Annotated in this window: 38 protein-coding genes and 6 tRNA genes; 41 read left to right on the forward strand and 3 right to left on the reverse strand. The window is 38.0% G+C overall.

Annotation, left to right across the window (positions count from 1 at the left end; translation table 11 throughout):
- Positions 1-13 precede the first annotated feature (13 nt).
- Positions 14-394: a helix-turn-helix domain-containing protein gene (locus tag KFO40_RS22235; protein WP_181982437.1), complete on the reverse strand. Its 381-nt coding sequence runs from the start codon at positions 392-394 to the stop codon at positions 14-16.
- Between the two features lie 153 nt (positions 395-547).
- On the opposite strand from KFO40_RS22235, the gene KFO40_RS22240 reads away from it, so the two are divergent.
- The 39 genes from KFO40_RS22240 (at position 548) to KFO40_RS22425 (ending at position 23,296) form a co-directional block, all read left to right on the forward strand.
- Positions 548-841: a hypothetical protein gene (locus KFO40_RS22240; protein ID WP_008765982.1), complete on the forward strand. Its 294-nt coding sequence runs from the start codon at positions 548-550 to the stop codon at positions 839-841.
- 15 nt (positions 842-856) lie between these two features.
- Positions 857-1,093: a hypothetical protein gene (locus KFO40_RS22245; protein WP_120489962.1), complete on the forward strand. Its 237-nt coding sequence runs from the start codon at positions 857-859 to the stop codon at positions 1,091-1,093.
- Positions 1,094-1,367: 274 nt separating this feature from the next.
- Positions 1,368-1,438 (forward strand) — tRNA-OTHER (locus tag KFO40_RS22250).
- A 574-nt stretch (positions 1,439-2,012) separates the two neighbouring features.
- Positions 2,013-2,210 (forward strand): hypothetical protein, encoded by a 198-nt coding sequence (locus KFO40_RS22255; protein ID WP_118023798.1) that lies wholly within the window; start codon positions 2,013-2,015, stop codon positions 2,208-2,210.
- A 115-nt stretch (positions 2,211-2,325) separates the two neighbouring features.
- Positions 2,326-2,532 carry a hypothetical protein gene (locus tag KFO40_RS22260; protein ID WP_073348407.1) on the forward strand — a complete coding sequence of 69 codons (207 nt, stop codon included), beginning with the start codon at positions 2,326-2,328 and terminating at the stop codon, positions 2,530-2,532.
- Between the two features lie 17 nt (positions 2,533-2,549).
- Positions 2,550-2,807 (forward strand): hypothetical protein, encoded by a 258-nt coding sequence (locus KFO40_RS22265; RefSeq protein WP_004300201.1) that lies wholly within the window; start codon positions 2,550-2,552, stop codon positions 2,805-2,807.
- Positions 2,804-2,995 carry a hypothetical protein gene (locus tag KFO40_RS22270; RefSeq protein ID WP_004300202.1) on the forward strand — a complete coding sequence of 64 codons (192 nt, stop codon included), beginning with the start codon at positions 2,804-2,806 and terminating at the stop codon, positions 2,993-2,995. The genes KFO40_RS22265 and KFO40_RS22270 overlap by 4 nt, the downstream gene beginning before the upstream one ends.
- A gap of 62 nt (positions 2,996-3,057) precedes the next feature.
- Positions 3,058-3,128, forward strand: a tRNA-OTHER gene (locus KFO40_RS22275).
- A gap of 92 nt (positions 3,129-3,220) precedes the next feature.
- Positions 3,221-3,318, forward strand: a tRNA-OTHER gene (locus KFO40_RS22280).
- Between the two features lie 227 nt (positions 3,319-3,545).
- Positions 3,546-3,612, forward strand: a tRNA-OTHER gene (locus KFO40_RS22285).
- A 101-nt stretch (positions 3,613-3,713) separates the two neighbouring features.
- Positions 3,714-3,796, forward strand: a tRNA-OTHER gene (locus KFO40_RS22290).
- Positions 3,797-4,035: 239 nt separating this feature from the next.
- Positions 4,036-4,629, forward strand: coding sequence for an ERF family protein (locus KFO40_RS22295; protein WP_120489963.1), 594 nt, complete (start codon positions 4,036-4,038; stop codon positions 4,627-4,629).
- The gene (locus tag KFO40_RS22300) at positions 4,626-5,534 is read left to right on the forward strand and encodes a hypothetical protein (protein WP_117610710.1); all 909 of its coding nucleotides are present in this window, start codon (positions 4,626-4,628) and stop codon (positions 5,532-5,534) included. The genes KFO40_RS22295 and KFO40_RS22300 overlap by 4 nt, the downstream gene beginning before the upstream one ends.
- Positions 5,531-6,001 carry a single-stranded DNA-binding protein gene (locus tag KFO40_RS22305; protein WP_117610709.1) on the forward strand — a complete coding sequence of 157 codons (471 nt, stop codon included), beginning with the start codon at positions 5,531-5,533 and terminating at the stop codon, positions 5,999-6,001. The genes KFO40_RS22300 and KFO40_RS22305 overlap by 4 nt, the downstream gene beginning before the upstream one ends.
- A gap of 3 nt (positions 6,002-6,004) precedes the next feature.
- Positions 6,005-6,424: a hypothetical protein gene (locus KFO40_RS22310; RefSeq protein ID WP_004311528.1), complete on the forward strand. Its 420-nt coding sequence runs from the start codon at positions 6,005-6,007 to the stop codon at positions 6,422-6,424.
- A 24-nt stretch (positions 6,425-6,448) separates the two neighbouring features.
- Positions 6,449-7,057 (forward strand): hypothetical protein, encoded by a 609-nt coding sequence (locus KFO40_RS22315; RefSeq protein ID WP_117610708.1) that lies wholly within the window; start codon positions 6,449-6,451, stop codon positions 7,055-7,057.
- Positions 7,054-8,790 carry a DEAD/DEAH box helicase gene (locus tag KFO40_RS22320; protein WP_117610707.1) on the forward strand — a complete coding sequence of 579 codons (1,737 nt, stop codon included), beginning with the start codon at positions 7,054-7,056 and terminating at the stop codon, positions 8,788-8,790. The genes KFO40_RS22315 and KFO40_RS22320 overlap by 4 nt, the downstream gene beginning before the upstream one ends.
- 177 nt (positions 8,791-8,967) lie before the next feature.
- Entirely contained in the window at positions 8,968-9,417 is a 450-nt protein-coding gene (locus tag KFO40_RS22325) for a VRR-NUC domain-containing protein (protein WP_117610705.1), read from the forward strand.
- Complete coding sequence (locus KFO40_RS22330; RefSeq protein ID WP_117610704.1) at positions 9,414-10,277, forward strand: hypothetical protein; 864 nt, start codon at positions 9,414-9,416, stop codon at positions 10,275-10,277. Before KFO40_RS22325 ends, KFO40_RS22330 begins: the two co-directional genes overlap by 4 nt.
- Entirely contained in the window at positions 10,186-10,929 is a 744-nt protein-coding gene (locus KFO40_RS22335) for an AAA family ATPase (protein WP_118023801.1), read from the forward strand. Before KFO40_RS22330 ends, KFO40_RS22335 begins: the two co-directional genes overlap by 92 nt.
- Positions 10,930-10,934: 5 nt before the next feature.
- Positions 10,935-11,123: a hypothetical protein gene (locus tag KFO40_RS22340; protein WP_117610702.1), complete on the forward strand. Its 189-nt coding sequence runs from the start codon at positions 10,935-10,937 to the stop codon at positions 11,121-11,123.
- 101 nt (positions 11,124-11,224) lie between these two features.
- On the forward strand, positions 11,225-12,943 hold the full coding sequence (locus KFO40_RS22345; RefSeq protein WP_117610701.1) for a ParB/RepB/Spo0J family partition protein: 1,719 nt from the start codon (positions 11,225-11,227) through the stop codon (positions 12,941-12,943).
- A 27-nt stretch (positions 12,944-12,970) separates the two neighbouring features.
- A complete protein-coding gene (locus tag KFO40_RS22350) occupies positions 12,971-13,732 on the forward strand; it encodes an HNH endonuclease signature motif containing protein (protein ID WP_117610725.1) in 762 nt (253 codons plus the stop codon).
- Positions 13,729-14,166 (forward strand): hypothetical protein, encoded by a 438-nt coding sequence (locus KFO40_RS22355; RefSeq protein ID WP_117610700.1) that lies wholly within the window; start codon positions 13,729-13,731, stop codon positions 14,164-14,166. Before KFO40_RS22350 ends, KFO40_RS22355 begins: the two co-directional genes overlap by 4 nt.
- A gap of 110 nt (positions 14,167-14,276) precedes the next feature.
- On the forward strand, positions 14,277-14,570 hold the full coding sequence (locus tag KFO40_RS22360) for a hypothetical protein (RefSeq protein ID WP_004318818.1): 294 nt from the start codon (positions 14,277-14,279) through the stop codon (positions 14,568-14,570).
- 60 nt (positions 14,571-14,630) lie between these two features.
- Positions 14,631-15,287, forward strand: coding sequence for a ParB N-terminal domain-containing protein (locus KFO40_RS22365; protein ID WP_074909859.1), 657 nt, complete (start codon positions 14,631-14,633; stop codon positions 15,285-15,287).
- Positions 15,256-16,008 carry a hypothetical protein gene (locus KFO40_RS22370; protein ID WP_004300221.1) on the forward strand — a complete coding sequence of 251 codons (753 nt, stop codon included), beginning with the start codon at positions 15,256-15,258 and terminating at the stop codon, positions 16,006-16,008. Before KFO40_RS22365 ends, KFO40_RS22370 begins: the two co-directional genes overlap by 32 nt.
- Positions 16,009-16,119: 111 nt before the next feature.
- A complete protein-coding gene (locus KFO40_RS22375) occupies positions 16,120-16,695 on the forward strand; it encodes a hypothetical protein (protein WP_004300222.1) in 576 nt (191 codons plus the stop codon).
- A gap of 48 nt (positions 16,696-16,743) precedes the next feature.
- On the forward strand, positions 16,744-17,394 hold the full coding sequence (locus tag KFO40_RS22380) for a DUF3560 domain-containing protein (RefSeq protein ID WP_074911564.1): 651 nt from the start codon (positions 16,744-16,746) through the stop codon (positions 17,392-17,394).
- 25 nt (positions 17,395-17,419) lie between these two features.
- Positions 17,420-17,884, forward strand: a complete 465-nt coding sequence (locus tag KFO40_RS22385) for a hypothetical protein (RefSeq protein WP_074911562.1) — start codon at positions 17,420-17,422, stop codon at positions 17,882-17,884.
- The gene (locus KFO40_RS25980; protein WP_009039413.1) at positions 17,881-18,207 is read left to right on the forward strand and encodes a hypothetical protein; all 327 of its coding nucleotides are present in this window, start codon (positions 17,881-17,883) and stop codon (positions 18,205-18,207) included. Before KFO40_RS22385 ends, KFO40_RS25980 begins: the two co-directional genes overlap by 4 nt.
- Positions 18,208-18,228: 21 nt before the next feature.
- Positions 18,229-18,936: a phosphoadenosine phosphosulfate reductase family protein gene (locus tag KFO40_RS22390; protein ID WP_117610699.1), complete on the forward strand. Its 708-nt coding sequence runs from the start codon at positions 18,229-18,231 to the stop codon at positions 18,934-18,936.
- Positions 18,937-18,947: 11 nt separating this feature from the next.
- Entirely contained in the window at positions 18,948-19,496 is a 549-nt protein-coding gene (locus KFO40_RS22395; protein WP_117610698.1) for a hypothetical protein, read from the forward strand.
- Position 19,497: 1 nt separating this feature from the next.
- Positions 19,498-19,740, forward strand: coding sequence for a hypothetical protein (locus KFO40_RS22400; protein ID WP_074911556.1), 243 nt, complete (start codon positions 19,498-19,500; stop codon positions 19,738-19,740).
- An 88-nt stretch (positions 19,741-19,828) separates the two neighbouring features.
- A complete protein-coding gene (locus tag KFO40_RS22405) occupies positions 19,829-20,074 on the forward strand; it encodes a hypothetical protein (protein ID WP_074911555.1) in 246 nt (81 codons plus the stop codon).
- A gap of 23 nt (positions 20,075-20,097) precedes the next feature.
- Positions 20,098-20,604, forward strand: coding sequence for a hypothetical protein (locus tag KFO40_RS22410; protein ID WP_117512287.1), 507 nt, complete (start codon positions 20,098-20,100; stop codon positions 20,602-20,604).
- Between the two features lie 11 nt (positions 20,605-20,615).
- Positions 20,616-21,224 carry a hypothetical protein gene (locus tag KFO40_RS22415; RefSeq protein ID WP_008765963.1) on the forward strand — a complete coding sequence of 203 codons (609 nt, stop codon included), beginning with the start codon at positions 20,616-20,618 and terminating at the stop codon, positions 21,222-21,224.
- A gap of 16 nt (positions 21,225-21,240) precedes the next feature.
- A complete protein-coding gene (locus KFO40_RS22420; protein ID WP_074911545.1) occupies positions 21,241-22,347 on the forward strand; it encodes a tyrosine-type recombinase/integrase in 1,107 nt (368 codons plus the stop codon).
- A complete protein-coding gene (locus KFO40_RS22425; protein ID WP_117610696.1) occupies positions 22,304-23,296 on the forward strand; it encodes an SAM-dependent DNA methyltransferase in 993 nt (330 codons plus the stop codon). Before KFO40_RS22420 ends, KFO40_RS22425 begins: the two co-directional genes overlap by 44 nt.
- Positions 23,297-23,357: 61 nt before the next feature.
- Here KFO40_RS22425 and KFO40_RS22430 read toward each other — a convergent pair whose 3' ends face one another.
- Positions 23,358-23,525 (reverse strand): hypothetical protein, encoded by a 168-nt coding sequence (locus KFO40_RS22430; protein ID WP_181985776.1) that lies wholly within the window; start codon positions 23,523-23,525, stop codon positions 23,358-23,360.
- 30 nt (positions 23,526-23,555) lie between these two features.
- Positions 23,556-23,624, reverse strand: a tRNA-Val gene (locus tag KFO40_RS22435).
- Between the two features lie 45 nt (positions 23,625-23,669).
- Here KFO40_RS22435 and KFO40_RS22440 point away from each other — a divergent pair.
- The gene (locus KFO40_RS22440; protein ID WP_117610695.1) at positions 23,670-24,101 is read left to right on the forward strand and encodes a hypothetical protein; all 432 of its coding nucleotides are present in this window, start codon (positions 23,670-23,672) and stop codon (positions 24,099-24,101) included.
- 347 nt (positions 24,102-24,448) lie between these two features.
- Positions 24,449-25,259, forward strand: an 811-nt coding sequence (locus KFO40_RS22445) for a radical SAM protein (RefSeq protein ID WP_211146821.1), incomplete at its 3' end; no start/stop codon positions are given.

Here is a 25,259-nt window from a genome sequence, read left to right on the forward strand (position 1 = left end):
CATACATATATATTTATCCTATATTTCGTTCATTCTTCAACATAGCCAGTTCACCCTTTAATTTTTGGTTTTCTTCCAAAAGCCGTTGGGTAAGCATTGTCTTCTCATTGATTTCATCCTGCAAATTGGCTATGGTATATACAATACTTTTCAATTTGTCCATTCCTGGTTCTGTTTCTTCTTTTTGAATGAGCATGGAACCAGTTCCTCTTAACAACCATTCTGCGGAAATTTCCTCAAATGAGGATGAAATTGCTATTATTGTTGCAAGGCTAATTTCTCTTTTTCCTATCAGTTGATTATTAATAGTTGTGGGCTTTAATCCACACTTAATAGCAAATCCCCTCTCTGATAGCCCTGAATAGGTTATTACTTCTTTAATTCTGTTTATCATAATCAATCAAAAGTTAAATATCCACAAATGGGGATATAAAGTAGGTTTTAAATTTTTATATATCCACATTTGAGGATATATTTGCATCATAAATCAATCAATCATACAAACATACAAAAATTGATTGATAAAACCAATTAAAAAATAACGATTATGAGCTACAATTTATCACAAATAATGAAGTCTGCACACCGCAATTACAAGAAGGGTGGAAAAACATTTTCAGAGTGTTTAAAATCTGCATGGAGCTTCGCAAAACTCCAAGAAAGTTTCTCACCGGAAGCAGTGAAATCAAGAACTGATAAATTTTTAGCTGAAAGACATGAAGCTATGAGCAAGACTGCCAAAGCTACACCTAGCAAGGAATATAATAACCTTAATATTCCCGCTTCCGCTTACTACAACCCAAATAGTACTCATTACGGTGCACATTACGTCGGAGATTAATCAAATTATACAACAATGGATAAAAGAACCGAACTAGAAATACAGCGAGACAAATATGAAGCTGTGATTGAAGAACGAGACGCGTTGATCCACTCTTTGAGAGGTGAAAATGAAAAACTCAAACGAGATTTAGAATCAGAACGTGGATTTTATAGAGAGAAAGTTTCCCAATGTGATGATTTGAAGAAATTTATTGAATCGCAAAGAAACTTAATGGATATAGTTTTGAAGAACAACCAAAGTATTCTCTAACCCTCACTAAAGTCAAACCAAACCGCCGGTTATCCGGCACCCAGTCCGGTCTTTGAGCCTGCCCTTGAAGGGAGACTGGGAACAACAGAGGAGAGTTCTTTGACATCTTGGTAAAATGGTGTTTTGGAAGCCGACACGTGCCGAAAGGGATTACTGATGTAGGCGGGCTTCCCAACGATATAATGCTGTGGTTAATGGTCAAGCCGTATCGTTGTAAAACTAAATCAGTTAGACGTTTGTCGGCAAATCGTGGCATTTGCTTTATGTATATAAAGGTGATGTAGCTTAGTTGGTTAGAGCGCATGTTTCTACATGAGGTCGGCGGTTCGAATCCGTTCATCACTTCAATGTTTAATTGACGTTACAACTGCGTGTATATCTTATAAATTGCATAGGCTGTTAAACTAATAATAAAGAATAGAAATGAAATGTAGGAAATTGACTCACAAATTGCGAAGATTTTATTGCGTGGTACGGCTGGCGTTACGGTCATTTTGGAATTGTATAAGCTATAGAGGATATATTCTTCTACCCGTTTTTGAGCGTTGCGTATCATCCACGTTGCTCATTGCTCGATTCTCGTATATGGTTATACACGAAAAAAGGATGGATAGTGCGTTTGAACATATTACCACCAATAGTAAAATTCGACTGCAAGCGTTGTTGGTTGAAAGATTGCTTAAAGAAACAAGTACAGCAAAAGTAGCGGATGCAACAGTCAACAGAGTGCTTTGGAGTCTGAAAGTCCATTCGATTTTTTTCTCTAAAGTTTCTTTGTAGTATGAAACTACTTTTTCTTCATTATTCATATTTTCTTGTTTTTTGATTTGACACTTCAAAAATAAGAAAATCCCCCGTTCCTTTTTTATTAGTGAATAATCTTGGAACGGGGGAAATTTATTAATCAATTAATAATCACATGATTCAAGTAACAATTAAAAACGATAGGAATGAGAATTTGGAAGATGCCACATTCTCATTACGTGTAGAGAATATGCCGATAAAATCAGCTAAAATCGTAGCCGAAAAGCTTCCTGCTATGATACAGAAAGCTTTTTGGGATTATGCAGATTGTAAAGTCGGGTTTAATCGAGATAAAAAGAGAGATAATGAATGAATTTCTTCACTTAATTTTTGATTATACGTCCCAAAGTTAAGTAAATCCTCCGAATAAAGCGTGATGCTGCCGATCGAATTGGTTCGGGGGAACTTTTATTTTAAAATTAATCAGTATGGAAAAAGAAATAGAAAGACGCAGTATAATCAATGTTTTGCGAAACATGGACGTTGGTGCAATAGAAGTATTTCCTATCATTCAAAAAACGTCTGTTACTTACACTTTAAATGCTCGGCTTTATAAAGAAAAAGCTGAAGGAATGGTTTGGAAAACAAAGTCAGACGTAAAAAATATGCAGTTTATAGTAACTAGAATTGCGTAACTACCTTGCTTGTTGAGATGATCAGAGGTGAAATGGCTGAAATATTGCTAGATAATATTCTCCGTCTGTTTTCTACAGAAACGTTTGGAAAAGATAAGTCTGCGTATTATGTGGGTGGGGAAAAGAAATTGATGAATCTTATAGAAGCGGGTAAGATCGAAAGTGATAAGCCTACTAATGTCCAAAACGGCAAGTGGCATTGTAATGCTGCTCAAGTATTACTTCATTGCCGATGTGCGGGAAGGAAAGTTAAATCTAAAAAACGGAAGAAATGAAAAAGATTAAAGTGATACAGTATGCCATGATGTTCATTGCCTTATGGACAACACTGTATCTTATAGATAGCATTGAAGTTAGCAAGAAAGAATTTATTGCTGCTTTTGTATTGGTGACTGTCGTATCAGTGAATTATATCTGTTTTCGATACTACGAAGATAGGAAACAAAATAAAGATAGCCTGTGAAGGTCTGCATTGCTTAATTTTAGTATTTGTCATGTTTATTTAGCCCGGTTCGCCGGGCATCTGCCGGGATAGCCCAGTTGGTTAGAGCGCATGTTTCTACATGAGGTCAGCGGTTCGAATCCGTTTCCCGGCTCAACTCAATCAGAGTTAAGTAACCCGTGAGGGGGAAAATATATTTGCATTATATATACAATCAATGTAGCCGGAAGCGTCTGGCTACGACCTGAAGGAATGGCGGAATTGGTAGACGCAAGTATGCAGGTAGATTGAAGAAAGTCATACATAGGTAATCTGTCATCCCGGTTCGAGTCCGGGTTCCTTCACAGAGAATTTTTCTTTTTATGTTTAACTAATGTTGCCAGCGAAAAGGACGCTGTAGGGTTAAAGCCCCTGTTATTTGAGTTTTAATTGTTCTATACTATTCCGGTGTGCTTTGAACGGCTATCCGGAAGCAAGAAGCTCGTGAGAGTGCTATTTAATAGTTAATGTCGTGTTTTATTTTGTGTTTGTGTTCTAGGTGAATGGTTCGTGAGAATAGTTCACTTAAAACGGATGGCTGGTGTAATTGGCAGCATACGCAGATATGCGTGATGTGGGTTCGATCCCCACGCCATTCACCCTTCTGATCCTAATTAAATTATAGTAGTTCATGAGTTTTGTTTTGTGTTTGTGATTGGGGTGTATGGTCTGTGAGGATAGTGCACCTTTTTAATTAATCGGGCGGATATGTATATCGTTGGTTGAAACTGCGGTGAGGTGCACCAATATTCCGTGAGACCGGTTCGACTCCGGTTCCGTCCACTAGCATTTACATTATGTATAAATCAGGGAGCCGTACACCCTTCAAGCGTAGCCGTTCCATAAGGTACATTGGATTATTCATATTATTCTTATTTTTCTGCCTGTACAATATCGTACAGGCAGTTTTTACTACCTGAAAATGGCGTTAAAATGGCGAAGTTTCTGTTTGCTAAACTTGTCAATAACGATTACCTTTACTGATGTAATGAGCTAAAAGTCAAACCATTAATTTCAGAATTATGAAAGAATTAGTAACCATTCAGCAAAAGCTGAAAGCCCCCAAACGGCAGTATAATACTTTCGGTAAATACAAGTACCGTAGTTGTGAGGACATTCTTGAATCAGTGAAACCTGTTCTTGCTGAAACAAAATGTACATTAACTCTAAGTGATGAGATGATCGCAGTAGGTAACAGGATCTACGTAAAAGCAACTGTTACTTTGACTAATGACAAAGGAGAAAAAGAAATAACTACTGCTTTTGCAAGAGAAGAGGAAACAAAGAAAGGAATGGATGGGAGCCAAATTACTGGAGCTTCATCTTCTTATGCAAGAAAGTACGCTCTTAACGGTCTGTTTTGTATTGATGATGCGAAAGACAGCGATTCAACCAATACTCATGAGAAGGAAGATACACAACAGCCTGCAAAAACACCTGCTAACACTGCTCCTGTATATACAGGTGCTCAATTAAAAAATGCTATTGCTGACATGCTTGCCGTCAAAAGCAGAGCTGAACTTGAAAAAGTATGGTATGGCAATCCGGCTATGCAAAATGATAAAGAGTTTGTAAACGCCTGTATGAATATGGGCAAAATTTACCCGGCACAATGATAGAGTTAGTTAAATCGAGTGTGGTTTTCTCGGAAGAGAACCACACATATTTTCTTGGTGAAAAGCAGCTAAAAGGTATTACCGGAATGATTAGCCGGCAGTTATTTCCCAATAAGTATAAGGATATTCCAGAATACATATTGAAAAGAGCCGCTGAAAAAGGTAGTCGTATTCATGGACAATGCCAGTTTGCTGATGTAACAGGATTGCCACCCGAGAGTATTGAAGCTATTAATTATATCAGGGAAAGAGTAAATGCCGGATATAAGGCTTTTGCCAATGAGTACACTGTTTCAGACAATGAATATTTTGCATCGAATATTGATTGTGTTTGGGAAAAGGACGAAAAAATCAGTCTTGGTGACATCAAGACCACTGCAAGCCTTGACCGTGAGTATTTGAGTTGGCAGCTATCAATCTATGCCTATTTGTTTGAACTTCAAAACCCACTTATCAAAGTTGATAAGCTGTTTGGAATTTGGTTACGAGGTGATAAATCTGAATTGGTTGAGATTGAGCGTAAACCCGATGCAGAGGTTAAGAGATTACTGGAATGTGAGATTAATGGTGAACACTTCTTACCTAATGCTCCTGTTCCCACTGATGGGAAACAGCTTATTCCTATGCAATTAGTAGATACTATTATTGATATAGAGGAACAGGCGAGTTATATCGCTGAAGTGCAGAAAGGTTACAAGGAACAACTTAAATCAGCCATGCGTGAGAATGGAGTCAAATCATGGGACGCTGGCCGATTGCGTGTTAGCTATACTCCCTCTTCAACGGGTAAGAGTTTTGATACAAAGAAATTTCAGGAAGATCACCCGGAATTATATTCTCAATATTTAAAAACGTCAACTAAAGCGGATAGTATTCGTGTAACTATAAGGGAGGAAGGAAAATGAGTGTCAATAAAGTAATTCTTATTGGGCGTGCCGGTAAAGATCCAGACGTGAGAACATTGGACGGTGGAGCAAAAGTAGCTTCTTTATCTTTTGCCACAACAGATAAGGCGTACACCTTACAAAATGGAACCCAGGTGCCGGAGCGTACAGAATGGCATAATCTTATTTTTTGGAATAAGACTGCTGAAATAGTTGAGAAGTATGTCCATAAAGGAGATAAGTTGTATATAGAAGGTAAGTTACGCACTCGTAATTATGACGATAGCAAAGGAGTTAAGCGCTACATAACTGAAGTCTTTGTTGATAGTATCGAGATGCTTACACCGAAGGTTCAGCAACAGGCTGCTCCTGTACCTCCACCATTACCAACGCAGCAGCCTACACAGAGACAACAACAGGTACAACAGCCTGCATATCAGCAACAGCAATTCCAACAGGCACCACCGCCTAATGATTTACCATTCTAAAATATGGCAGAAGCTATTCTAACAAAACAAAATGGGGTAGTCACAATGGATAAGTCGTTTGACTACCTCTGTTCCACGCTCAAAAATGGAACTTACACAGTAAGTATCAAGAGAAAGGTAGAACCGCGTACCCTGTCGCAGAACGCGCTCATGTGGCTGTGGTTTGCCTGCATTGAGAGGGAGACAGGCACGGATAAGTTAGATGTTCATGATTACTATTGCCGGAAGTTTCTTCCACGGCAAATATGTATGAATGGAAATATTGTTTCGGTTGTTGGAAGTACTTCTAAATTGAATACGATCCAAATGAAAACTTTCATGGATAAGGTTCAGGCTGATGCTGCCACCGAATTAGGAATCAATTTGCCATTGCCTGTTGACCAGTACTATAAAGATTTTATTAATGAATACCTGCATAGGTAAGTATTAACTAAAAGTTTAATTAAAATGGATTTGAATATTTCAAAAGCAAAATTGACCAAAAAGGGATGTCTTGAAGTGGTCTATGCAGACAAGGAGGGAAACGATATTGTTTTCAAGGGGATTAATCCTGTTCATCCGGATTTGAAGGATTCGCTAAACAAGCTCATACCCTACATTGTCGATATTACAGAACAGAAAGAATCCCAGTACATTAATTGGGAACGTCCAGAGTCATGTCTTGAAGATGAGTTCTTCAAAAAGTTCAATGTAACCGGCGTTAGCATTGGTGGTGACTCTTCTTTTGAGGTTTGTGTGTTGACAGGTAAGCGAACCCTTATGACGAGCAAAGTCCTTAATCTTTGTTCTCCTGGTATTGGATTCGATCCGGACAATGAATCGTATGTGCATTGTGAGGAGTTTCGTGATGCTGTTTACAATTTCTTGTATGAAGCAGAACTCTATGTTACAGAGAATAAATGTTCAGAGATTCAAAAGGAGTTCGAGTTTAAAGATGGTGATGACCCATTTGGGAAAACAGATGAAGCTGCTGATGCATTAAATGAGGATGGTGATGATAATGATATACTCTCAACTGTTGAACATCAAGAATTAGTATTAGAACCTGCTTCATGAAACCAATCTATGTGACTAAGACGCCCAATCTGTATCGGATTCAGTTCGAGTATCACCCAAAGCTGGTCGAGGTCATAAAGATGATACCAAGTAAGCCACGCTATGACGGGACAGACCGGGCGTGGCTTGTTAGTATCAATGATGCGCGTTATCCTGCTGGACGTGACGCCAATTGGTATGTGAGAGCTTTTTCGCAATGGGCTGTTCAGATGCGTTATTGTTCTACTGTCAAGGAACGTGAGGTTACTGAAGATATTAATTATGATATTCCTCCGATGAAACCTTTTGTCGGTGAACACTATATGTTACTTCAACCTTACGAGTATCAACTTGAGGGAGTACAGTATGCAATAGAGCACAAACGCTGTTTTTTCGGTGACCAGCCCGGGTTAGGTAAAACATTGCAAGCTATATGTGCAGTTGTTAAGGCACATAAAGAAGCACCCATTTACGGTGAATCTTTTCCAGTACTTGTAATTTGCCCTGCTGCATTGAAAGTCAACTGGCAACGTGAATTCAAGAAATTCGCAGGGATTAACGCCATTATACTTGATGACAGAAACCGGCAGTCCTGGCAGTCCTTTTATGAATGTAAGAGGTCGGATGGTAGTCCTCTTTGTGAAGTATTCATTACTAATTACGAGTCATTGAACAAGTTCTTTGTGAGGTCTGTAAATAAGGAATCCAAGTTCACAATGAAGAGTATTGCTTTCGATCAGCGTGTTTCTTTGTTCAGGTCTGTTATCATTGACGAATCTCATAAATGCAAATCAAGTAAGACACAGCAAGGAAAGTTTGTAGAAGGCATCTGCAAAGGAAAACGTTATGTATTCGCATTGACCGGTACTCCTGTAGTCAACAATAATACAGACTTGATACAACAGTTGAAAATATTAGGTCGATTAGAGGACTTTGGAGGTTATAGCCGGTATGTTGAAAGGTATTGTGATGGTCCCAAACAGGCATCCAACGTTAAAGAGCTAAATTGGCGACTATGGAATACTTGCTTTTTTCGTCGTGAGAAGTCAAAGGTGCTTACACAACTTCCGGACAAGACCCGTCAATACTTGACAGTTGATATCACTACCACCAAAGAGTATAAGGCTGCCGAAGCTGATATGGTAAAATACTTGAAGAAGTACAAGAATGCTTCGGACGAACAAGTGCAGAAATCAATGAATGGTGCCGTCATGGTGCAGATGCAGCTTTTAAAACAGATATCCGCCAGAGGTAAAATCAAGGCTGTTTGTGAATTTGTCCATGATGTTATCGACGGTGGTGAGAAGCTGATACTTTTCGGTTACTTGAAAGAAGTTGTAGCAGAACTGAAAAAGGAATTTCCTAAAGCTGTAACTGTAACAGGTTCCGATAATGTCAACCAAAAGCAATATGCCGTTGACTCTTTCCAAAATAATCCGGATTGTAAACTGATTATTCTGAACTTCAAATCGGGCGGTACCGGGCTTACTTTGACGGCTGCCAGTCGAGTAGCATTTATTGAATTCCCATGGACGTTCAGTGATTGCGAACAGGCAGAAGATCGGGCGCACCGTAACGGTCAGAAGAACAACGTTAACTGCTATTACTTCTTAGGTAAGGATACTATCGACAAGTATATGTATGATGTGATTCAAACAAAGAAGAACATTGCCAACGGTGTTACCGGTACGGACGATCAAGTAGAAGAGAATATGGTGAATCTTGCAATGGACTTGTTTAGGGATAAATTATGAAGCTGTTTAGATTAGTTATAAATGGGCAGAAAACTCATATTCAGGAATACAAGAAAGAAATGTTGTTCGGTCCTGAATGGGAAACCTTAATATCCTTTGTCGGTTGCAGGAACAGGTGTAAACAAATCGTTGACCTTCTAAATGAATGTGCTACGATTTCAAAAAACAAGCAGAAAAATGACTGAAGAAGATATTCGTAAATTGGAGGTGAAATATTCTGAAACTAAGATACAACACATTTGTGTAACTTGGTTCAGAGAAACGTTTCCCAATGTAGGCCCTTTACTCTTTGCTATACCAAACGGCGGCGTCAGAACAAAGAAAAGCGGTGCTATGCGCAAATATGAAGGTGCCATCGCTGGTGTTGCTGACTTGATTCTGCTTTTTCCTCGCGGTGGTAAGAGCAGTCTTTGCATAGAGATGAAAACTCCACATGTAAAAGGTAAACGTGCTGGAACGCAGTCTGATGAGCAAAAAGAGTGGCAGGCATTGGTAGAGAAATATGGTAGTGTATATGTCGTTTGTCATGGGTTGATTGAGTTCATTAATAGCATTTGCTATTATCTGAAAGCTGATCCTCAGCCTTATATAAACAATGTCTTACGGAATTATTATAAATTGATATGACTTATATTGAACTTATCAATAGGTTTTGGGAACTTGACGAAAGCTGGCAATTTTCCTGCTGTGAAACGAGGCTTTATTTTTACTTGCTAAAAATTGCGAATCGTTTAGGCTGGGAGGATAACTGGACACGTAGTGATACAAAGGTGTCATCTGACGTGGGAGTGTCTGTAAAAGTATTCAAGTCCGCCCGAAATAGATTAGTTCAAGCAGGTCTTATTGAATGTAAACAAGGCAATGGAAGAGGCAATAAATCAACGTATTCTATCAAAGGTGTACAAAAAGGTATGCAAAATATACCACCTTTACGGCATCCTTTAGGGATACCTTTAGGGTACCCTTTAGGTACACCTTTTCAAGAAAGTTCCCCCATACCCCCTAAAGAAGAATATAAGACAGAGACAAAGACAAAGAAAGAACCCCCTAAAGGGGGTAAGAAAGAAAGTAGCTCTGGCGAGCTTTTCCCATCCTCTAAACCGGAGAAACCTAAAAGAGTCGCAAAAGAATTTATTGCTCCTACGCTTGATGAGGTTATTCAACACTTCATCAAGCAAAATGCTCCGGAACGGTTAGATGATTGGCAAGAGCAAGCAGAAATATTCTTCAATCACTTTGACTCGATAGGGTGGAAGAATGCCAATGGAGTGAAAATAGAGCGGTGGGATTCCAAAGCAAACCTTTGGATACTGGATCGTATTCGTGAAAATCGAAAAAATGAATTAGACCATGACGGAAGAGGAAAAGAATTTATCAAGCAAACTTCAAAATTTGATGGAGAAGGAAGCCGGAAAGCGCAAGCTGACGCTCCAACAGATAGAGAATCTGATACAAAGGCACAAGGAAAGTATTCAGGACGTTTCTGAATATGACTTAACTGACACGCAAGAGTATTACAGCCATTGGAATTTAATATCTAACCTTGGTACAGATTATACAGAACGGGAGTTTAGAAAATTTGATGTTGATGAAAACAACTCTAAACTAATTCAGTTTCTTCTGTACTACTTCAACGGATGCCGGTATGCTCAAAATGTGTTTCCGGAAGAGAATTACAAAGTTCATAAGAATCTTTTGCTCGTTGGTGAACCAGGTACCGGGAAAACAATGTTGATGCAGATTTTTGCAGATTATTTGAAACTCACTTGTAACCCCAATGCTTTTGAAAACTTGTCTGTTACTCAAATGATGAATTATTATAAAATTCACGGGCATATTGACTTGTACACTTACAATGAGAATCAATCTAAAGGGTTTAAACCAAATCCCTTTAATATCTGCTTGAATGATATCGGTCTGGAAACGGAAAATCAAAAATCGTATGGTACCAGCCTCGATTCGGTTATTGATGAATTTCTTTATGCCCGGTATGAGATTTTTCAACAATACGGCAAGAAGTATCATATAACATCGAATCTTGGCATAGCCGAATTTAAGAAACGTTTCGGGCCAAGATTAGTGGATCGCTTTAAAACGTTTAATGTTCTCCCTCTATGTGGTGAGAGCCGTAGAATATAGCTACTATGAAAGTTGTAATTTACTGGGTTACTAAAGATCCGGATAAAATTGTTCGTATCAGAGAGCGTTTCGGCATTGGAACTTATCGAAGTGTGAACGGTGAAACTCCTGCTGAAATACGAGAAGAAGATATGGAACTTCTTCGGGAAACTGAAAGAAGAGGATTTATTCAAATACGTAATAAACCTCAATAAAAATGGCGTTAAAATGGCGAAGTTTCTGTTTGCTAAACTTGTCATTTTATGATAACTTTACTGATGTAATAAACTAAAAGTCAAACCAATATAATTAAATTATGGAAGTACAAAACATTAGAATTGACCTTATCAGTCCTTCTCCTTTGAATCCGAGAAAGACGTTTGATGAAGCAGCTCTTCAAGAGCTTGCAAGCAACATTGAAAAGCAAGGTTTATTGCAACCTATCACTGTCAGAGTTGCTAAATCCGAGGAGATGACTAACCTAGAAACCGGAGATGTTACCCCACTACCTTACACATACGAAATTGTTTGCGGTGAGCGTCGTTTCCGGGCTGTGTCACTTTTGAAAGCAAAGGAAGATGAAGCGAATGTTGCAAAAATCAAAGCCCATCGAAAAAAGTCGGAAAAATTTCAGACAATATCCTGCATTGTCAGAGAAATGACAGATGATGAGGCTTTTGAAGCGATGATTACCGAGAATCTTCAAAGAAAAGATGTTGATCCCATCGAAGAAGCTTTTGCCTTTGCGCAGTTGGCTGAAAAAGGACGAACTTTGGAAGATATTGCTCTTAAAATAGGAAAGTCTACCCGGTTTGTTTTTGACCGTATTAAGTTGAATTCTCTTATTCCTGAACTAAAAGAGCGGGTAAGAAATGGAGATATACCATTGTCCGGTGCTATGATTCTTTCTAAATTGGATGAAGATACTCAAAAAGAGTTTCATGAGGAGGAGGAAGAACAATGTACTACTGCTATGATTCGAGAATTTGTGAGTAATTCTTTCATGGAGCTTGGTAACGCACCTTGGATTAAAGATGATTCCGATAATTGGGAAAATACTGATATTAAATCATGTTCTCAATGTGAGAATAATACGTGTAATCATGGTTGTTTGTTCTATGAAATGAATAGTAAGGATGCTAGATGTATCAATGCTGCTTGCTATGAGAAAAAACAGATTGCTTATGTGACGCGGAAAATTCAACTAGAATATGAACATCTTGTTAAAGTTGGCGAACCTCTTTCATTTGGAAAAACAGTAATTATCGCTAGACGTCCCGATACATATTGGGGAGAAGATAGAAAGGTTTTCTATGAAAAAACTTTGGAAGCTGTTAAACAACTTGGATTTGAAATAGTTGATCCTGATGAAATCTTTAGATGTAAGTGCTGGTATTCAGAAGATGATGAACGCACTTTGAAAATGCTTGAAGATGGAGAAGTTTATCGTTGTCTTTCATTTTTTGGACATTATTCTCCCGAATTTAACGTTAGTTTCTATTATGTTAGAAAAGAAACGGCTTCCTCTACTTCCGCCGTTGCCGATCTAAAAGAGATAGAAAGGGAAAAAATAAACGCCCAATTAAAAAGAGCGAAGGATATAGTCAAGGAGAAGTCTGCTGAAGAAATGCGCAAGTGGGCGCAAGAGAAAACATATTATCAGAGAACAAAAGAATTCTCTGAAAATGAACAACTTGTTTTTGATGTGCTGGTTCTTAGCGGTTGTAGCAGTACTTATCTTGAAAAACTGAATTTAAAAAAATGGAATGGTGAGAGTGATTTTGTAAATTATGTCAAGAACAACCAAGCTGACCGACACCAATGGTATAGAGCCTTTATTGCTGAATGCTTATCATCGAATAATGTGAATTTCTACTCCTATTTGCAAAAGTGTCAGAAAATCCTTTTTGCAGAACAATATCCGGATGATTTCAAAGCGCTCTCTAAGAAACTTGCGGATTCATATGATAAGAAAGAAAAGAAGCTCAAAGAAAGACTGAAAGAGCTAAATAACGATAATATAGAGGAAGCCTAACGGTTTCCTCTCTTTCTTGATATGCTTATGAGAACTTGGACTAATGAGCAACTCGCTATACTTGATAGCGAGTATCCAACTGCTAATTTAAAAGAGCTTGCTGGTCGCCTGGACAAAACACCTGAGGCTGTGAAGGCAAAAGCCTTAATACGTAAATTAAAACGTTCGCCAGACGTGAGGGTTTGGAGTCCGGTTAAAAGACAAAAGCTAATAGCTCTTTATCCCGATCATACCAATCTTGAAATAGCTTCGATGCTTGGTTCAACTGAAAGTGCGGTTGCTGGTATGGCTTTCAAACTAAAATTGAGAAAATCTGCAAAGTTCTTATTTGAACATTCCTCAAAGGGTTTCTTCCCCAAAGGGCACCAACCAATGAATAAAGGACGCAAGCAAACGGAATACATGTCTGATGCTCAAATTGAAAAAACGAAAGCTACACGTTTCAAAAAGGGATGTATCCCAAAGAACCATAAAGAAGTTGGATATGAACGTATAACCCGTGATGGTTACATTGAAGTGAAAACTGCTGAACCGAATGTCTTTGAGCTTAAACACCGGCTTGTATGGATTGAGCATAATGGTGAAATACCTCCTGGGTACAATATTCAGTTCAAAGATGGAAATAAGCAGAATATTTGTATAGATAACTTATACATGATTAGTCGTTCTGAACAAATGAAAACCCAAAATTCAATGTATGCCCGGTACCCGGAAGATGTTCAGTATCTCATCAAGCTAAAAGGAGCTTTGAGTAGACAGATTAATAAAGCAACAAAAAATGAATCATGATTGATGGAGCAATAGATAGATTGAAAGAAATGGTTAATAAACCGTTCCTTTATCAGAATGAAGAAGTAGTAATTCTCAATTACTGTGACGGTACCGGTGATGATGGTACCGAAGTTGAGATATACTTGAATAATGGCAAAGTGTTAGTGTTTAGTATGTTTGATTTGGCTTCCAAGTTGAACCGTTTCCGACCAATAACAAATACAGTTGTCGTGTTGGCAAATGAACGGTTGAATAAGGTGTCTACAGTGAACCCTACCATTTTACAAGATTTGAGAAATTTGGTTCTTCAACAAATAAAGGATGTGAAAGAAGATCCTAGTAAAGTGAGCCAAGCAAAACAAGTTTTCCAAGGGGTTAATACCGTAATCAATCTTGCTAAGACAGAATTAGAGTACAGGAAATATTTAGATACAACAGACCCCTCAAAATAAATAATTAGTATGCTGATAGATAAAGAATATGTTCATTGGTTTCGCATCAGAGACCAACCTAATAGAATCGTGTGAGATTATTCATAGTCTAACAATTTAACCCGATCGATATGATAACATTGAATAGGTTTGCCCAGAGATGCTTGAATATCATGAGGAAGCGCTTTAAGATGAATGAGCATAGCTCAAGAAAAGCGTTTAGCATAAGAATTGAAGCCGTTTGGAGAAAATTCGATATTGCTTCTAAATATAGGAGTGATAATCTTCCTAAATATTCGGAAGATGAAGAATTGGCAGCCGAGATGATAATTTACCTTGTTGCCTATTTAAAAAGATTTGGTTGTGAGGACATTGAACAGCTTATCAAAGATAAGATAGAGTTCGATGATAGAAAAAATGATTAGGTGTTGTTACTGACTGTTTGTGTTGTTGATTTTGTGTTGTTGATTTTAATATAGTTAGTTATGACAGAGATTATTCAAGTCTGCCTACTTGATTTTAATAAGGGGCAGCTCACGGGATTGCCGAAAAATCCACGTTTTTTTCGTGATTACCGCTTTGAAGCGATGAAGAAAAGCATTCAGGATTCGCCAGAGATGCTTGAGCTTCGAGAACTTATAGTTTTTCCCTACAATGATGGCAGATATATTGTTGTTTGTGGTAATTTACGTTTGCGGGCTTGCAAGGAGTTAGGTTATAAAGAGTTGCCTTGTAAAATTCTGGCACCTGATACCCCCGTTAAGAAGTTGAGGGAATATGCCACTAAAGATAATGTCAATTTTGGTGAGAATGATTTGGACGTTATGGAAAACGAGTGGAATAAGGCGGAACTCCAAGACTGGGGCATCGAATTTGCCCCGGAGAGGAAAGAGGATGAATTTAAAGAGCGCTTCGATGCCATCACGGATGATACAGCCATTTATCCTCTCATTCCAAAGTATGACGAAAAACATGAGTTGTTTATCATCACCTCAAGTAATGAGGTAGATAGCAACTGGCTTCGTGAAAGGCTGGACATGCAGCACATGAAGTCGTACAAGACCGGGAAAATAAGTAAATCCAATGTAATTGATATAAAAGACGTTCGCCATGCCCTGCAAGATAGTAATACCAAGTCATAAACGCCATGACCGGGTGTTCGCTAAAAAGTTGGTGAACGATCCTATCATTTGCGTTGCTGAAAGTCAAGCTGACTTATATCAGCAATTTAACCCGGAATGTGAAATTGTTACTCATCCTGACGACGTTATGGGCCTCATCCCGAAACGTAATTGGATGGCAAAGCATTTTGGAGAACTTTTCATGCTTGATGATGATGTCCATGCCTGCAAACCTATTTATGTGGAAAAAGGAGAACCTAGCCGGATAAAGGATAAAGATAAGATAACCAATATCATTCAGTCATTATTTGAGATGGCCAGTATGATGGATGTACATCTGTTTGGCTTCACCGCTCGGATATCGCCGGTAATGTATGATGAATCCGCTTTTCTTTCTCTTTCGAAAATGATAACCGGTTGCAGTTATGGAGTAATCTATAACAAAAACACTTGGTGGAATGAGGAAATACGTTTGAAGGAAGATTTTTGGATTTCTTGTTACATGAAGTACAAAGAACGTAAAGTTTTAACCGATTTGCGGTATAATTTTGAGCAAAAGAACACTTTTGTAAACGCTGGTGGGCTTGCTTCTATAAGGAATCAGGAAGAGGAACGTAAATCTATCCTCTTTATCAAAAAGAATTTTGGTGATAGTATTTTGCTAAAGAGTGCAACCACTAATGGGAAAGACAAAACAAAGCAGCTCGTTCAATATAATATATCATGCAAATTCAAATTCTAATAGTCTGTAAAAAAGGCGTTTAAATGGCGTCCATTCTGTTTGTCATATTCGCCTTTTTTAGCTAATTTTACTGATGTAATAAACTAAAAGTCAAACCATTAAATTAGAATTATGATTATAAGAACAGTTTGCGGATATGATTTCTTTGAGGTGAGTTCTGCAATGCAGAAAGCCATTAGGCGAGCCGACACCGGGGTAGCCGGCTTTTTTGCATTGGAACTTTGGGCGAGTGGGTACCGCGACTATGTGTGGAAGCGTCTGTTTACCATTAGTGCTGAAGATTGCTATGGAATCATTACTAAAGAGATAGAAGCATTGTGGCAGGGGCATGAGCTGGTAAACAAGACTGCTACTGAACCCAAAGGGAGGATATTTGTGAGTAAAGCTGTTATTCTCCTTTGTGAATGTAGAAAGAATCGTGATGCGGATCATTTGCAAAACTTCATCTATGATAGAAAGGATATTGATATAGAAAAGTGGATAAATGATGTCAGGCGTTACCCTATTCCTATCCCAGATTACACTTTCGATGTACATACACGAAAGGGTAAAAAACATGGGAGAACCAAAGAAGAATTCTTTCAGGAAGAATACAAGGCGTTACAACCTCGTGTTCCTGGTTTATTCGATGATTTGGTTCAACCCAGTCAACCAAAGTTATTTAATGATGAAACCACGGCTAAGTAGCTGTGGTTTCTCATATTTCATATAAGTCAAACCAATTTAATTAAAAAAATGAACACGTATTACAAATTTGCGCCAAATGTATTTTTGGCAAAGTGTGATGAGAAGCACGAAAAAGGTGAAACTATTGAAGTTACCACCAAGTATGGTAAGGAGAACGAAAGTATAGTATTTAACCTAATCTTCGAAAAAGATGGGTTTTACTATTATTCCATCGTTAGAGCTGACGGCTTTAATGTTCAAGAATGGGCTAAGCAAAGAGCGGAACGCAGGCATGAATGGGCGTCATCGGCTGTACAAAAAAGTAATGAGTATTTTCAGAAATCAAATAAGCATCGTGATTTCCTTTCTTTGGGTGAGCCTATCAAAGTTGGACACCATAGCGAACGAGGACATCGCAAAATGATAGATGATGCCTGGAATAACATGGGGAAAAGCGTTGAGCTTAGTGATAAGGCTGCCGAACATGAAAGAGTTGCGAAGTATTGGGAAAAAAGGGCTAATACGATAAACTTGTCCATGCCGGAAAGTATAGATTTCTACGAACATAAGTTGGAACAAGCAAAAGAATATCATGAAGGATTGAAGTCCGGCAAATATCCACGTAGCCACTCTTACACTCTCACTTATGCAAAAAAAGAAGTGAATGAGTTGCAAAAGAAATACGAACTTGCAATAAAACTGTGGGGCGATGTTTACTAATCTGTAGTATCTCAAATAATTTACTATGAGAGAATTATCTAAAGAAATCTCATTACAAAGGGTAATGAGGGCTTCAGGTCGTGTACCTGTACAATGCTCATGCAGTGTTTGTAAACAACAATGTCATACGCCATGTTTAGGTACTCCTGATGATATTGAACGAATTATTGATGCAGGTTATGCCGACAGGTTAGCGCTGACGAACTGGGCTGCTGGTATATTCTTAGGGGTTATTAATATTGCTATTCCGATGATTCAGCCCGTTGCTGGTAAGGAGTATTGTGCTTTTTTCGAGAATGGACTGTGTATCTTACATGATAAGGGTTTGAAGCCCACTGAAGGACGTTTGTCTCATCACACTGTCAGGAAGGATAACTTCAATCCTACTATGAGTATTGCTTGGAACGTTGCAAAAGAATGGCTGATGCCGGAGAATGAGGATGTACTTTCTCGTGTAGTAAATAAATTCTTGAATGCAAGGAAGCCATGAATGTGTGTCAATCAATACCTCGTAGAGATTGTAAGGTGTTTGCTAAATGTGGAGCAAAATCCTTATCACATTGCCGGCGGCACCGCGAAACTGATGAGAAGTGTAAAAGTTGTACTCTAATTCATCGTAAGCCGCGTAATCGGATTATAGATGATTCAGGACGTGAAATGAAAAGATGTACCCATTGCGGAAATTACTTCTACTTGAACCGGTTCTACAATCGTATAGTGGTGAGAAAAGGTAAGGAATATCATTTGTTGACTTCCTGGTGCCGTATGTGTATGTCACAGATTAATAATCAGAGGGCAAAGAAGAAAAAGTGATTTGTCTATTAAATTTTTTGTATGAAATATTATGCTTCAGTCAGCTTTGGAAAGGATTCCTTGGCAATGCTTTTCATGCTAATAGAAAAAGGATATCAGTTGGATGAAGTCGTTTTCTATGATACAGGTATGGAATTTCAGGCAATCTATAACACTCGTGATGCTGTTCTTCCAATTCTTAAAAAACTTGGCATTAAATATACCGAACTGCATCCGGAGCAACCTTTTCTTTGGACAATGTTTGAAAGGCCGGTTAAGAAAAGAGGGACCAATATTATTCATAAAAAGGGATATAGTTGGTGTGGGGGAACATGCCGGTGGGGAACGAGTGAAAAACTTCGTGCATTGAAAGCTCACACAAAAGACGGAATTGATTATGTCGGTATTGCTGCCGATGAGACCCATCGCTTTGAAAAGGAAAATCGACCTAATCGGGTTTTACCACTTCGTGATTGGGGTATTACTGAAGCAGATGCACTCCAGTATTGTTACACAAAAGGTTTTGTTTGGCATGAGGATGGAGTAAGGCTATATGAGCTACTTGATCGTGTGAGTTGCTGGTGTTGTGGAAATAAGAACTTGAAGGAGTTGAAGAATATGTATTTGTATCTTCCATGGTATTGGAAAAAGTTGAAAGAACTTCAGTTAAATACTGATAGACCTTATCGGCGTAATAGTGGAGAAACCATTTTTGATTTAGAGGAAAGATTTAAACGTGAAATGCAATAGAAAGAGTTATTATGATTCCCATATGTGTAAATGGAAAAGATTATTATAATCGAGAAGAAGCACTTGCTGCCTGGTTCGAGGAATGGTTAATGAAACAAGACTTTGAGCAAGACCTTATTGACCGGGAGAAAGAGCTTGAATATCGAAGAACCCATCCAGATTGGGATATTCCCTACGTAATGTATGGAGTTCGTAAAAAACACAAGTCTATTAAGAAGAATGAAATAGCTGTGTTTTATGACTTGTTACCGAGACAAAAGCGTGCTCGTACTGCTGAAACACATTGGTATAAAGTATTGTACAAGAGAAAGGCCACTCCTGAAGAAGTTGAGTCACTCAAGGCTGGGGAATATACCCGTAGATATTTGGTATATTCCTTGTTTATTGAGAAGAGGATGACTCTTGACAAGGCTTTGTCCCTTATAGTTGCCGATGACAAGTTGTTAGGCATTACTGATAATACCATCTCTGAAATTGTAACAGCCTTTGAGACTTTCTTTAACCGTAAATTTAGAATTTATAAACCTGAGTTTACAACTCAACTTAATTTATTTACGTAATATGAAAACAACAATTATTGCATGTGTGCTTTTGTTCGTGTTCCTGCTATATGTAGGACACTTTTCTATAACAATCAAGCCGTTCACAGTCCAACTTCCATACTGGCATCGTTCGCTCGGACTGTTTTTGTTGATCCTCTCTTTTATAGTATATAATGCCGGTGAACATGCAAAAGGCTACGTCGATGGACTAAAAGAAGGGGAAAGAAAAGTACTTGAATTGCTGAAGAAAAAGACTGAATAAAATGGCGTTAAAAAGGCGGAGTTTCTGTTTGTTAAACTTGTCAATAATGATTACCTTTATAGATGTAAAGCATTAAAAGTCAATCAATATGAAGAGGAATGAAAAAATAAAAAAATTAGAAAGACTAGGTATTTTCAATCAATGGAAATATAATACAGAAAGAGCAAATGAGACATTTAATATTGAGTGTCCTGACTTCTCAATGACAAATGAAGAACGGATGAACAATTTGTTAGATGTTGATTGCTGCTTTCATCGGTTTCTAGCTATTTCATTCCCTTTTTATAATACTCCTGAAGGTGCTGTTTTTTGGGAGAATATTGCAAAAAAATAATCGAACTTAATTGAATTGAAATTATGAGTAAAAAAGATTTGATAGAGCAGAACATCACAAGAGTTCAAGAATATGTGAGGGAACTTATTGAAGATGCAAAGTGGAATAATGGTGTTTCGGAAACTCTTGAATCTACTTCAATAATTGTAGGTAATAGTGATGATATCTATGATTTTGCAATTTTATTTGCTTCTAATAGTGAATGTGTTTATTGTGAATTCATAAATGGTAAAATAGAGTACATTGATTGTGAACTAGATTGTGAAATATGCCAATTTGAAGGAAGACTAATTTTTCAATATATAAACGGAAGTTTTCATAATCCTACTAGTCAAATTATCGAACTGTCAAAATTGCTGATGAAAGGCGAATTAAAAGACACAAAAAGTATCTTTTGTTCTATGGTACTTCGATTAATGGATACTGAAGAATACAGTAACAATTATTGCAAATCTTTGGATTTAGTTCTGAGGCTGTTTCCTGAAATAGATGGAGAATTATTAGAAAAGGAATTGGATAGATATATTTAAGCATTACAAGGATGAGTAAAATGAATTTAAATGAATTAAGAGACAAAGCATATAAAACAGCTTGTGAACATGGGTTTCACGATCAAGAGCTAAGTAACAATCATTTTCTTTGCCTTGTGATTTCTGAACTGATGGAAGCTGTGGAAGCAGATAGAAAAGGAAGGCGTGCTAATGTTGATCGGTATAATAAGAAGATTGCTAACAGCCGCATTTGTCAAGGATTGGATTCTGACATTCCCAAAGAGCGCGGTTACGAAGTTGCATATAACGAAACCATTAAAGGTTCAATCGAAGAAGAATTAGCTGATGCTGTTATCCGCTTGCTTGATCTTGCAGGACTTCGAGGAATAAACCTTGAACTTGCCAACGGAGATATTGATGACTGTATTGAAGATATGGCAGAAGCCTGTAAAGACGAAACTTTCACCGAATCAATCTATTCCATCTCTACACTTCCTGTTAGGTATGACGGAATATTTGATTTACCTACAGCCGTGAATGATATGATACTATCAATCTTCGGGCTTGCCAAGCACTTAGATATAGACCTGCTTTGGCACATCGAGCAGAAAATGAAGTATAACGAACTCCGTGAAAAGATGCACGGGAAGAAGTATTAACTCTCAAATCAAAAAAATGGATGATAAACGAAAACAAATATTGGTAGATTACATATCCTACCTGTATACGACGGGTAGGAGCTATGATAGCATCGGGAAATACATCAAATATGTGACTGATTTTCTTGAAAATTCCGAAGAAATCAATCGTCGTGGTTATTATAAATATAAACATAAAAATGCTGATGCTATGGTGCGCCATTCGTTTATGTGTGAGGCTGTTTGTGATTTATTGTCTTATCTTAAAATCGGATATGGCCGACGGGAAAAGGCTGTAAAGCCTTTGGAGAAACTTGAGGTTATTTCAGAGAAGAATAAGAAACTGCTTAATGATTTTATAATATGGTTGACTGATAACAATGATTATTCCTCTCACACAATTGATGTCTATTATACCTCGTTGAGAAAATATTTTGAATACGCCAATGAACTAAATATGGATAATTGCAGACGATTTATAAAAAGCCTTGAAGAGGAAAAACTTTCTCCAGCTACCATTCGATTACGTATTACAGCCATTGAGAAGTTCTCCAAATGGGTGAAGAAACCTATTGAACTGAAACGACCTAGAATGAAACGCAAGTTGGATGTAAACAATGTGCCGACAGAAGAGGAATATAATAGGTTACTGGAGTATCTGAAAACAAAACTCAACAAGGATTACTATTTCTTCATTAAGGTATTGGGTACTACAGGAGCTCGGCTCTCGGAGTTTCAGCAATTCACGTGGGAGGATATAGTGATCGGTGAAGTTGTTTTGAAAGGGAAAGGGAATAAGTATCGGCGTTTCTTTTTCCAAAAGCAATTGCAGAGGGAAGTGAAGGACTATATAAAGGAGACAGGCAAGTCCGGTACTCTTGCTGTTGGGAGATTCGGGCCGTTGACTCAAAGAGGTCTTTCACAGCATCTGAAAGCATGGGGTAAACATTGTGGTATCGATTCGAAAAAAATGCACGCTCACGCCTTCCGGCACTTCTTTGCTAAAATGTTCCTGAAGAAAACCAAAGATGTAATTCAATTAGCAGACCTTCTTGGTCATGGTAGTGTAGATACAACAAGAATTTATTTACAAAAAAGTTATGATGAACAACAAAGAGACTTTAATAAAAATGTTACGTGGTAGTGTAGCCCAGCTCAATGAATTGTCGGATATGACTGAAGGCATAGATGTTTATGACGCTGCCGGATATGTTGATACTGAATTTCTTATGGAAGCGCTTTCCTGTGTTAATACTTTTATGGATGCGAGTAATATGGTTATTACGAAAATATCCTCACTGTTAGCGCCGGACGCTCCGGTTGATGAAAGGAAGAGCCAGGCTGATGAAGGTAAGAAATGGAATGTGGAAGAGATACTGAAGCATTGTACTCTTGAGGATAGTGTTCTTAAACTTCCGAAAGTACAATTCAATAAGAAATCCTATGCTGAAGCAAAGAAATGGATAGAAGAAGCTGGCGGCTCATGGCAGGGAGGTAAGATACAGGGATTCACATTCCCTTTTAATCCGGAACGTGTGTTCTCCATCTTGAAAGAAGGTAAGCGATGCGATTTGCAAAAAGATTTTCAGTTCTTTGAAACACCTGCTGATATTGCAGACTGGCTGGTAATGCTTGCCGGTGGAATTCACGAAACAGATACCGTACTTGAACCAAGTGCCGGACGTGGTGCTCTGATAAAAGCGATTCATCGGTCGTGCCCGTCAGTAACAGTTGAATGCTATGAACTGATGCCGGAAAACAGGGAGTTCCTTCATACACTTGATAACGTAATATTGCTTGATGAAGATTTTACGAAAGACAGTGTAGGGCATTACACTAAGATTATTGCTAATCCTCCATTTTCCGGTAATCAGGATATTGACCATGTAAGACTTATGTATGAACGCTTGGAAGAAGGTGGAATTCTTGCGGCTATAACCAGCCGGCATTGGAAATTTGCGTCTGAAAAGAAATGTGTTGAGTTCCGGGAATGGCTGGAAGAAGTTCATGGAGAAGTTTTTGAAATTGGAGCCGGTGAATTCAGGGAAAGTGGAACGACTGTTAGTACTATGGCAGTTGTAATAAAAAAGTAATTCAAAACAATATAGAAATGAATAAAAAAGGAAGCGGGAAAAACCCGCTCCCTCCAAAAAATTATTTTTCAACCCTGCCAAGATAAACGTTTTGAACGTCTCCATAATAGTTTATATTGGTGATGTTGTATATTATTGCCGGGGTTGTTTTCTGATATTTTTTGGAAATATAATTTGATAATAAATTTGAAATAACCCCAGCTGCTATAGTTAATAGTAGTGGTGTCATATTTTTATCAATATTTAATTTGACAATAATCGTACTTGGAAGGATTTGAACCTACATATCCATTTGTCAGATGGAGCTTATCCATTCGGCCACAAGTACAACAACGATGCAAAAATAATAATTTTAAAATAAAACTTATAGTGTATGGCAAAGATTTATGTAGCAAGTAGTTGGAGAAACTCATATCAACAGGATGTTGTATCGTTTCTCAGAAATAAAGGTCACGAAGTATATGACTTTAGGAATCCCCCTCATGGCAATGGTGGTTTTCAATGGTCTGATATAGATCCTAATTGGCAGCAATGGACAACAGAACAATACAGAGAAGCTCTCAATCATCCGATTGCACAAAAAGGATTTAATTCTGATTTCAATGGTATGCAATGGGCTGATGTGTGCGTAATGGTTCTTCCTTGTGGTCGGTCAGCCAATACAGAAGCCGGATGGATGAAAGGTGCAGGCAAAAAGGTGATGGTTTATTCTCCGGAAAAAGAAGAACCAGAACTTATGTATAAGATATACGATTTTGTGAGTGATAGCATATTTCGTATCAATGATGAGATAATTGGAGTATAACAGAATAGAAATGAGTAAAAGTATAGTCGTAAAAAAAGCCTGCTAATTATTAATCAGCAGGCACAACTTCCAGAAAGCTGTTTAATCAAGATATTTATCTATCATCTTATTAATCTGATGGACAGCTACACCGCCAATGATTGTTATCAAAAGGAGTATTATATATTCCATTTGTTAGGATTTTATAAGTTTGCAAACTAACCTATCTTGATGACAAAGCGTAAATCTCCCACACGGAGACTTCTAACCACCTCTTCTGTTTATCTTGATAATAGCCATTCTAGTGAAAGAAAGTAGAAACCCTAGAAGTGCAGCGCAAAAGTAAGAATTATATAATTAAAAAAGTAATGAATATTGGAATATTAGCAGTCGATAGCAATTATCCTAATCTAGCTTTGATGAAGATAAGTAGCTATCACAAGGCAATAGGTGATAATGTAGAATGGTATAATCCCCTTTGTTCTTATGATAAGGTTTACATTGCAAAAGTATTTAGCTTTACGCCCGATTACGGCTATTACATCAATGCCGATCAAGTCGAGAAAGGCGGTACAGGGTATGACATAAAAAAGGTTCTTCTACCGGAAATTGATAGAATGATTCCTGATTACGATCTGTATAATGTTGATAAGAATTTGGCTTATGGCTTTTTGACAAGGGGCTGTCCTAATCGTTGTAAATGGTGCGTTGTACCTGCCAAAGAAGGAAACATCACTCCTTACATGGATATTGCGGAAGTATCTGCTGGACGAAAAAATGTGATTCTTATGGATAACAACGTACTTGCATCTGAGTACGGGTTACAGCAGATTGAAAAAATAATCTCCATGGGCGTGCGGGTTGACTTTAATCAGGGATTAGATGCCCGGCTGGTAACGGATGATATAGCCCGGTTGCTTGCAAAGGTGAAATGGATAAAGCGTATACGATTCGGTTGTGATACACCGGGACAAATCGCGGAATGTGAACGGGCTACGGCTTTGATTGATAAGTATGGTTATAAGGGCGAATACTTTTTCTACTGTATATTATTGAATGACTTTAAGGAAGCATTTACCCGCGTTAATCATTGGAGAACAAAAGGCGGGCGGTTCTTACCACATTGCCAGCCTTACCGGGACTTAAATAATCCTCATCAAATTATTCCTCAATGGCAAA

It is taken from the genome of Bacteroides sp. 1001302B_160321_D4 (genome assembly GCF_015667765.1).
Classification (GTDB): domain Bacteria; phylum Bacteroidota; class Bacteroidia; order Bacteroidales; family Bacteroidaceae; genus Bacteroides; species Bacteroides xylanisolvens.

Excerpts from the sequence above, each read along its gene's own strand:
- KFO40_RS22260 (WP_073348407.1), top strand. The coding sequence starts at position 2,326 with ATGGAAAAAGAAATAGAAAGACGCAGTATAATCAATGTTTTGCGAAAC.
- KFO40_RS22265 (WP_004300201.1), top strand. The coding sequence starts at position 2,550 with ATGATCAGAGGTGAAATGGCTGAAATATTGCTAGATAATATTCTCCGT.
- KFO40_RS22420 (WP_074911545.1), top strand. The coding sequence starts at position 21,241 with ATGGATGATAAACGAAAACAAATATTGGTAGATTACATATCCTACCTG.
- KFO40_RS22430 (WP_181985776.1), bottom strand. The coding sequence starts at position 23,525 with ATGACACCACTACTATTAACTATAGCAGCTGGGGTTATTTCAAATTTA.
- KFO40_RS22365 (WP_074909859.1), top strand. The coding sequence starts at position 14,631 with ATGACAGAGATTATTCAAGTCTGCCTACTTGATTTTAATAAGGGGCAG.
- KFO40_RS22295 (WP_120489963.1), top strand. The coding sequence starts at position 4,036 with ATGAAAGAATTAGTAACCATTCAGCAAAAGCTGAAAGCCCCCAAACGG.
- KFO40_RS22385 (WP_074911562.1), top strand. The coding sequence starts at position 17,420 with ATGAGAGAATTATCTAAAGAAATCTCATTACAAAGGGTAATGAGGGCT.
- KFO40_RS22240 (WP_008765982.1), top strand. The coding sequence starts at position 548 with ATGAGCTACAATTTATCACAAATAATGAAGTCTGCACACCGCAATTAC.
- KFO40_RS22350 (WP_117610725.1), top strand. The coding sequence starts at position 12,971 with ATGAGAACTTGGACTAATGAGCAACTCGCTATACTTGATAGCGAGTAT.
- KFO40_RS22400 (WP_074911556.1), top strand. The coding sequence starts at position 19,498 with ATGAAAACAACAATTATTGCATGTGTGCTTTTGTTCGTGTTCCTGCTA.
- KFO40_RS22370 (WP_004300221.1), top strand. The coding sequence starts at position 15,256 with ATGCCCTGCAAGATAGTAATACCAAGTCATAAACGCCATGACCGGGTG.
- KFO40_RS22410 (WP_117512287.1), top strand. The coding sequence starts at position 20,098 with ATGAGTAAAAAAGATTTGATAGAGCAGAACATCACAAGAGTTCAAGAA.
- KFO40_RS22305 (WP_117610709.1), top strand. The coding sequence starts at position 5,531 with ATGAGTGTCAATAAAGTAATTCTTATTGGGCGTGCCGGTAAAGATCCA.
- KFO40_RS22390 (WP_117610699.1), top strand. The coding sequence starts at position 18,229 with ATGAAATATTATGCTTCAGTCAGCTTTGGAAAGGATTCCTTGGCAATG.
- KFO40_RS25980 (WP_009039413.1), top strand. The coding sequence starts at position 17,881 with ATGAATGTGTGTCAATCAATACCTCGTAGAGATTGTAAGGTGTTTGCT.
- KFO40_RS22405 (WP_074911555.1), top strand. The coding sequence starts at position 19,829 with ATGAAGAGGAATGAAAAAATAAAAAAATTAGAAAGACTAGGTATTTTC.
- KFO40_RS22440 (WP_117610695.1), top strand. The coding sequence starts at position 23,670 with ATGGCAAAGATTTATGTAGCAAGTAGTTGGAGAAACTCATATCAACAG.
- KFO40_RS22415 (WP_008765963.1), top strand. The coding sequence starts at position 20,616 with ATGAGTAAAATGAATTTAAATGAATTAAGAGACAAAGCATATAAAACA.
- KFO40_RS22360 (WP_004318818.1), top strand. The coding sequence starts at position 14,277 with ATGATAACATTGAATAGGTTTGCCCAGAGATGCTTGAATATCATGAGG.
- KFO40_RS22300 (WP_117610710.1), top strand. The coding sequence starts at position 4,626 with ATGATAGAGTTAGTTAAATCGAGTGTGGTTTTCTCGGAAGAGAACCAC.
- KFO40_RS22380 (WP_074911564.1), top strand. The coding sequence starts at position 16,744 with ATGAACACGTATTACAAATTTGCGCCAAATGTATTTTTGGCAAAGTGT.
- KFO40_RS22375 (WP_004300222.1), top strand. The coding sequence starts at position 16,120 with ATGATTATAAGAACAGTTTGCGGATATGATTTCTTTGAGGTGAGTTCT.
- KFO40_RS22345 (WP_117610701.1), top strand. The coding sequence starts at position 11,225 with ATGGAAGTACAAAACATTAGAATTGACCTTATCAGTCCTTCTCCTTTG.
- KFO40_RS22315 (WP_117610708.1), top strand. The coding sequence starts at position 6,449 with ATGGATTTGAATATTTCAAAAGCAAAATTGACCAAAAAGGGATGTCTT.
- KFO40_RS22245 (WP_120489962.1), top strand. The coding sequence starts at position 857 with ATGGATAAAAGAACCGAACTAGAAATACAGCGAGACAAATATGAAGCT.
- KFO40_RS22340 (WP_117610702.1), top strand. The coding sequence starts at position 10,935 with ATGAAAGTTGTAATTTACTGGGTTACTAAAGATCCGGATAAAATTGTT.
- KFO40_RS22425 (WP_117610696.1), top strand. The coding sequence starts at position 22,304 with ATGATGAACAACAAAGAGACTTTAATAAAAATGTTACGTGGTAGTGTA.
- KFO40_RS22330 (WP_117610704.1), top strand. The coding sequence starts at position 9,414 with ATGACTTATATTGAACTTATCAATAGGTTTTGGGAACTTGACGAAAGC.
- KFO40_RS22255 (WP_118023798.1), top strand. The coding sequence starts at position 2,013 with ATGATTCAAGTAACAATTAAAAACGATAGGAATGAGAATTTGGAAGAT.
- KFO40_RS22355 (WP_117610700.1), top strand. The coding sequence starts at position 13,729 with ATGATTGATGGAGCAATAGATAGATTGAAAGAAATGGTTAATAAACCG.
- KFO40_RS22270 (WP_004300202.1), top strand. The coding sequence starts at position 2,804 with ATGAAAAAGATTAAAGTGATACAGTATGCCATGATGTTCATTGCCTTA.
- KFO40_RS22395 (WP_117610698.1), top strand. The coding sequence starts at position 18,948 with ATGATTCCCATATGTGTAAATGGAAAAGATTATTATAATCGAGAAGAA.
- KFO40_RS22310 (WP_004311528.1), top strand. The coding sequence starts at position 6,005 with ATGGCAGAAGCTATTCTAACAAAACAAAATGGGGTAGTCACAATGGAT.
- KFO40_RS22235 (WP_181982437.1), bottom strand. The coding sequence starts at position 394 with ATGATAAACAGAATTAAAGAAGTAATAACCTATTCAGGGCTATCAGAG.
- KFO40_RS22325 (WP_117610705.1), top strand. The coding sequence starts at position 8,968 with ATGACTGAAGAAGATATTCGTAAATTGGAGGTGAAATATTCTGAAACT.
- KFO40_RS22335 (WP_118023801.1), top strand. The coding sequence starts at position 10,186 with ATGGAGAAGGAAGCCGGAAAGCGCAAGCTGACGCTCCAACAGATAGAG.
- KFO40_RS22320 (WP_117610707.1), top strand. The coding sequence starts at position 7,054 with ATGAAACCAATCTATGTGACTAAGACGCCCAATCTGTATCGGATTCAG.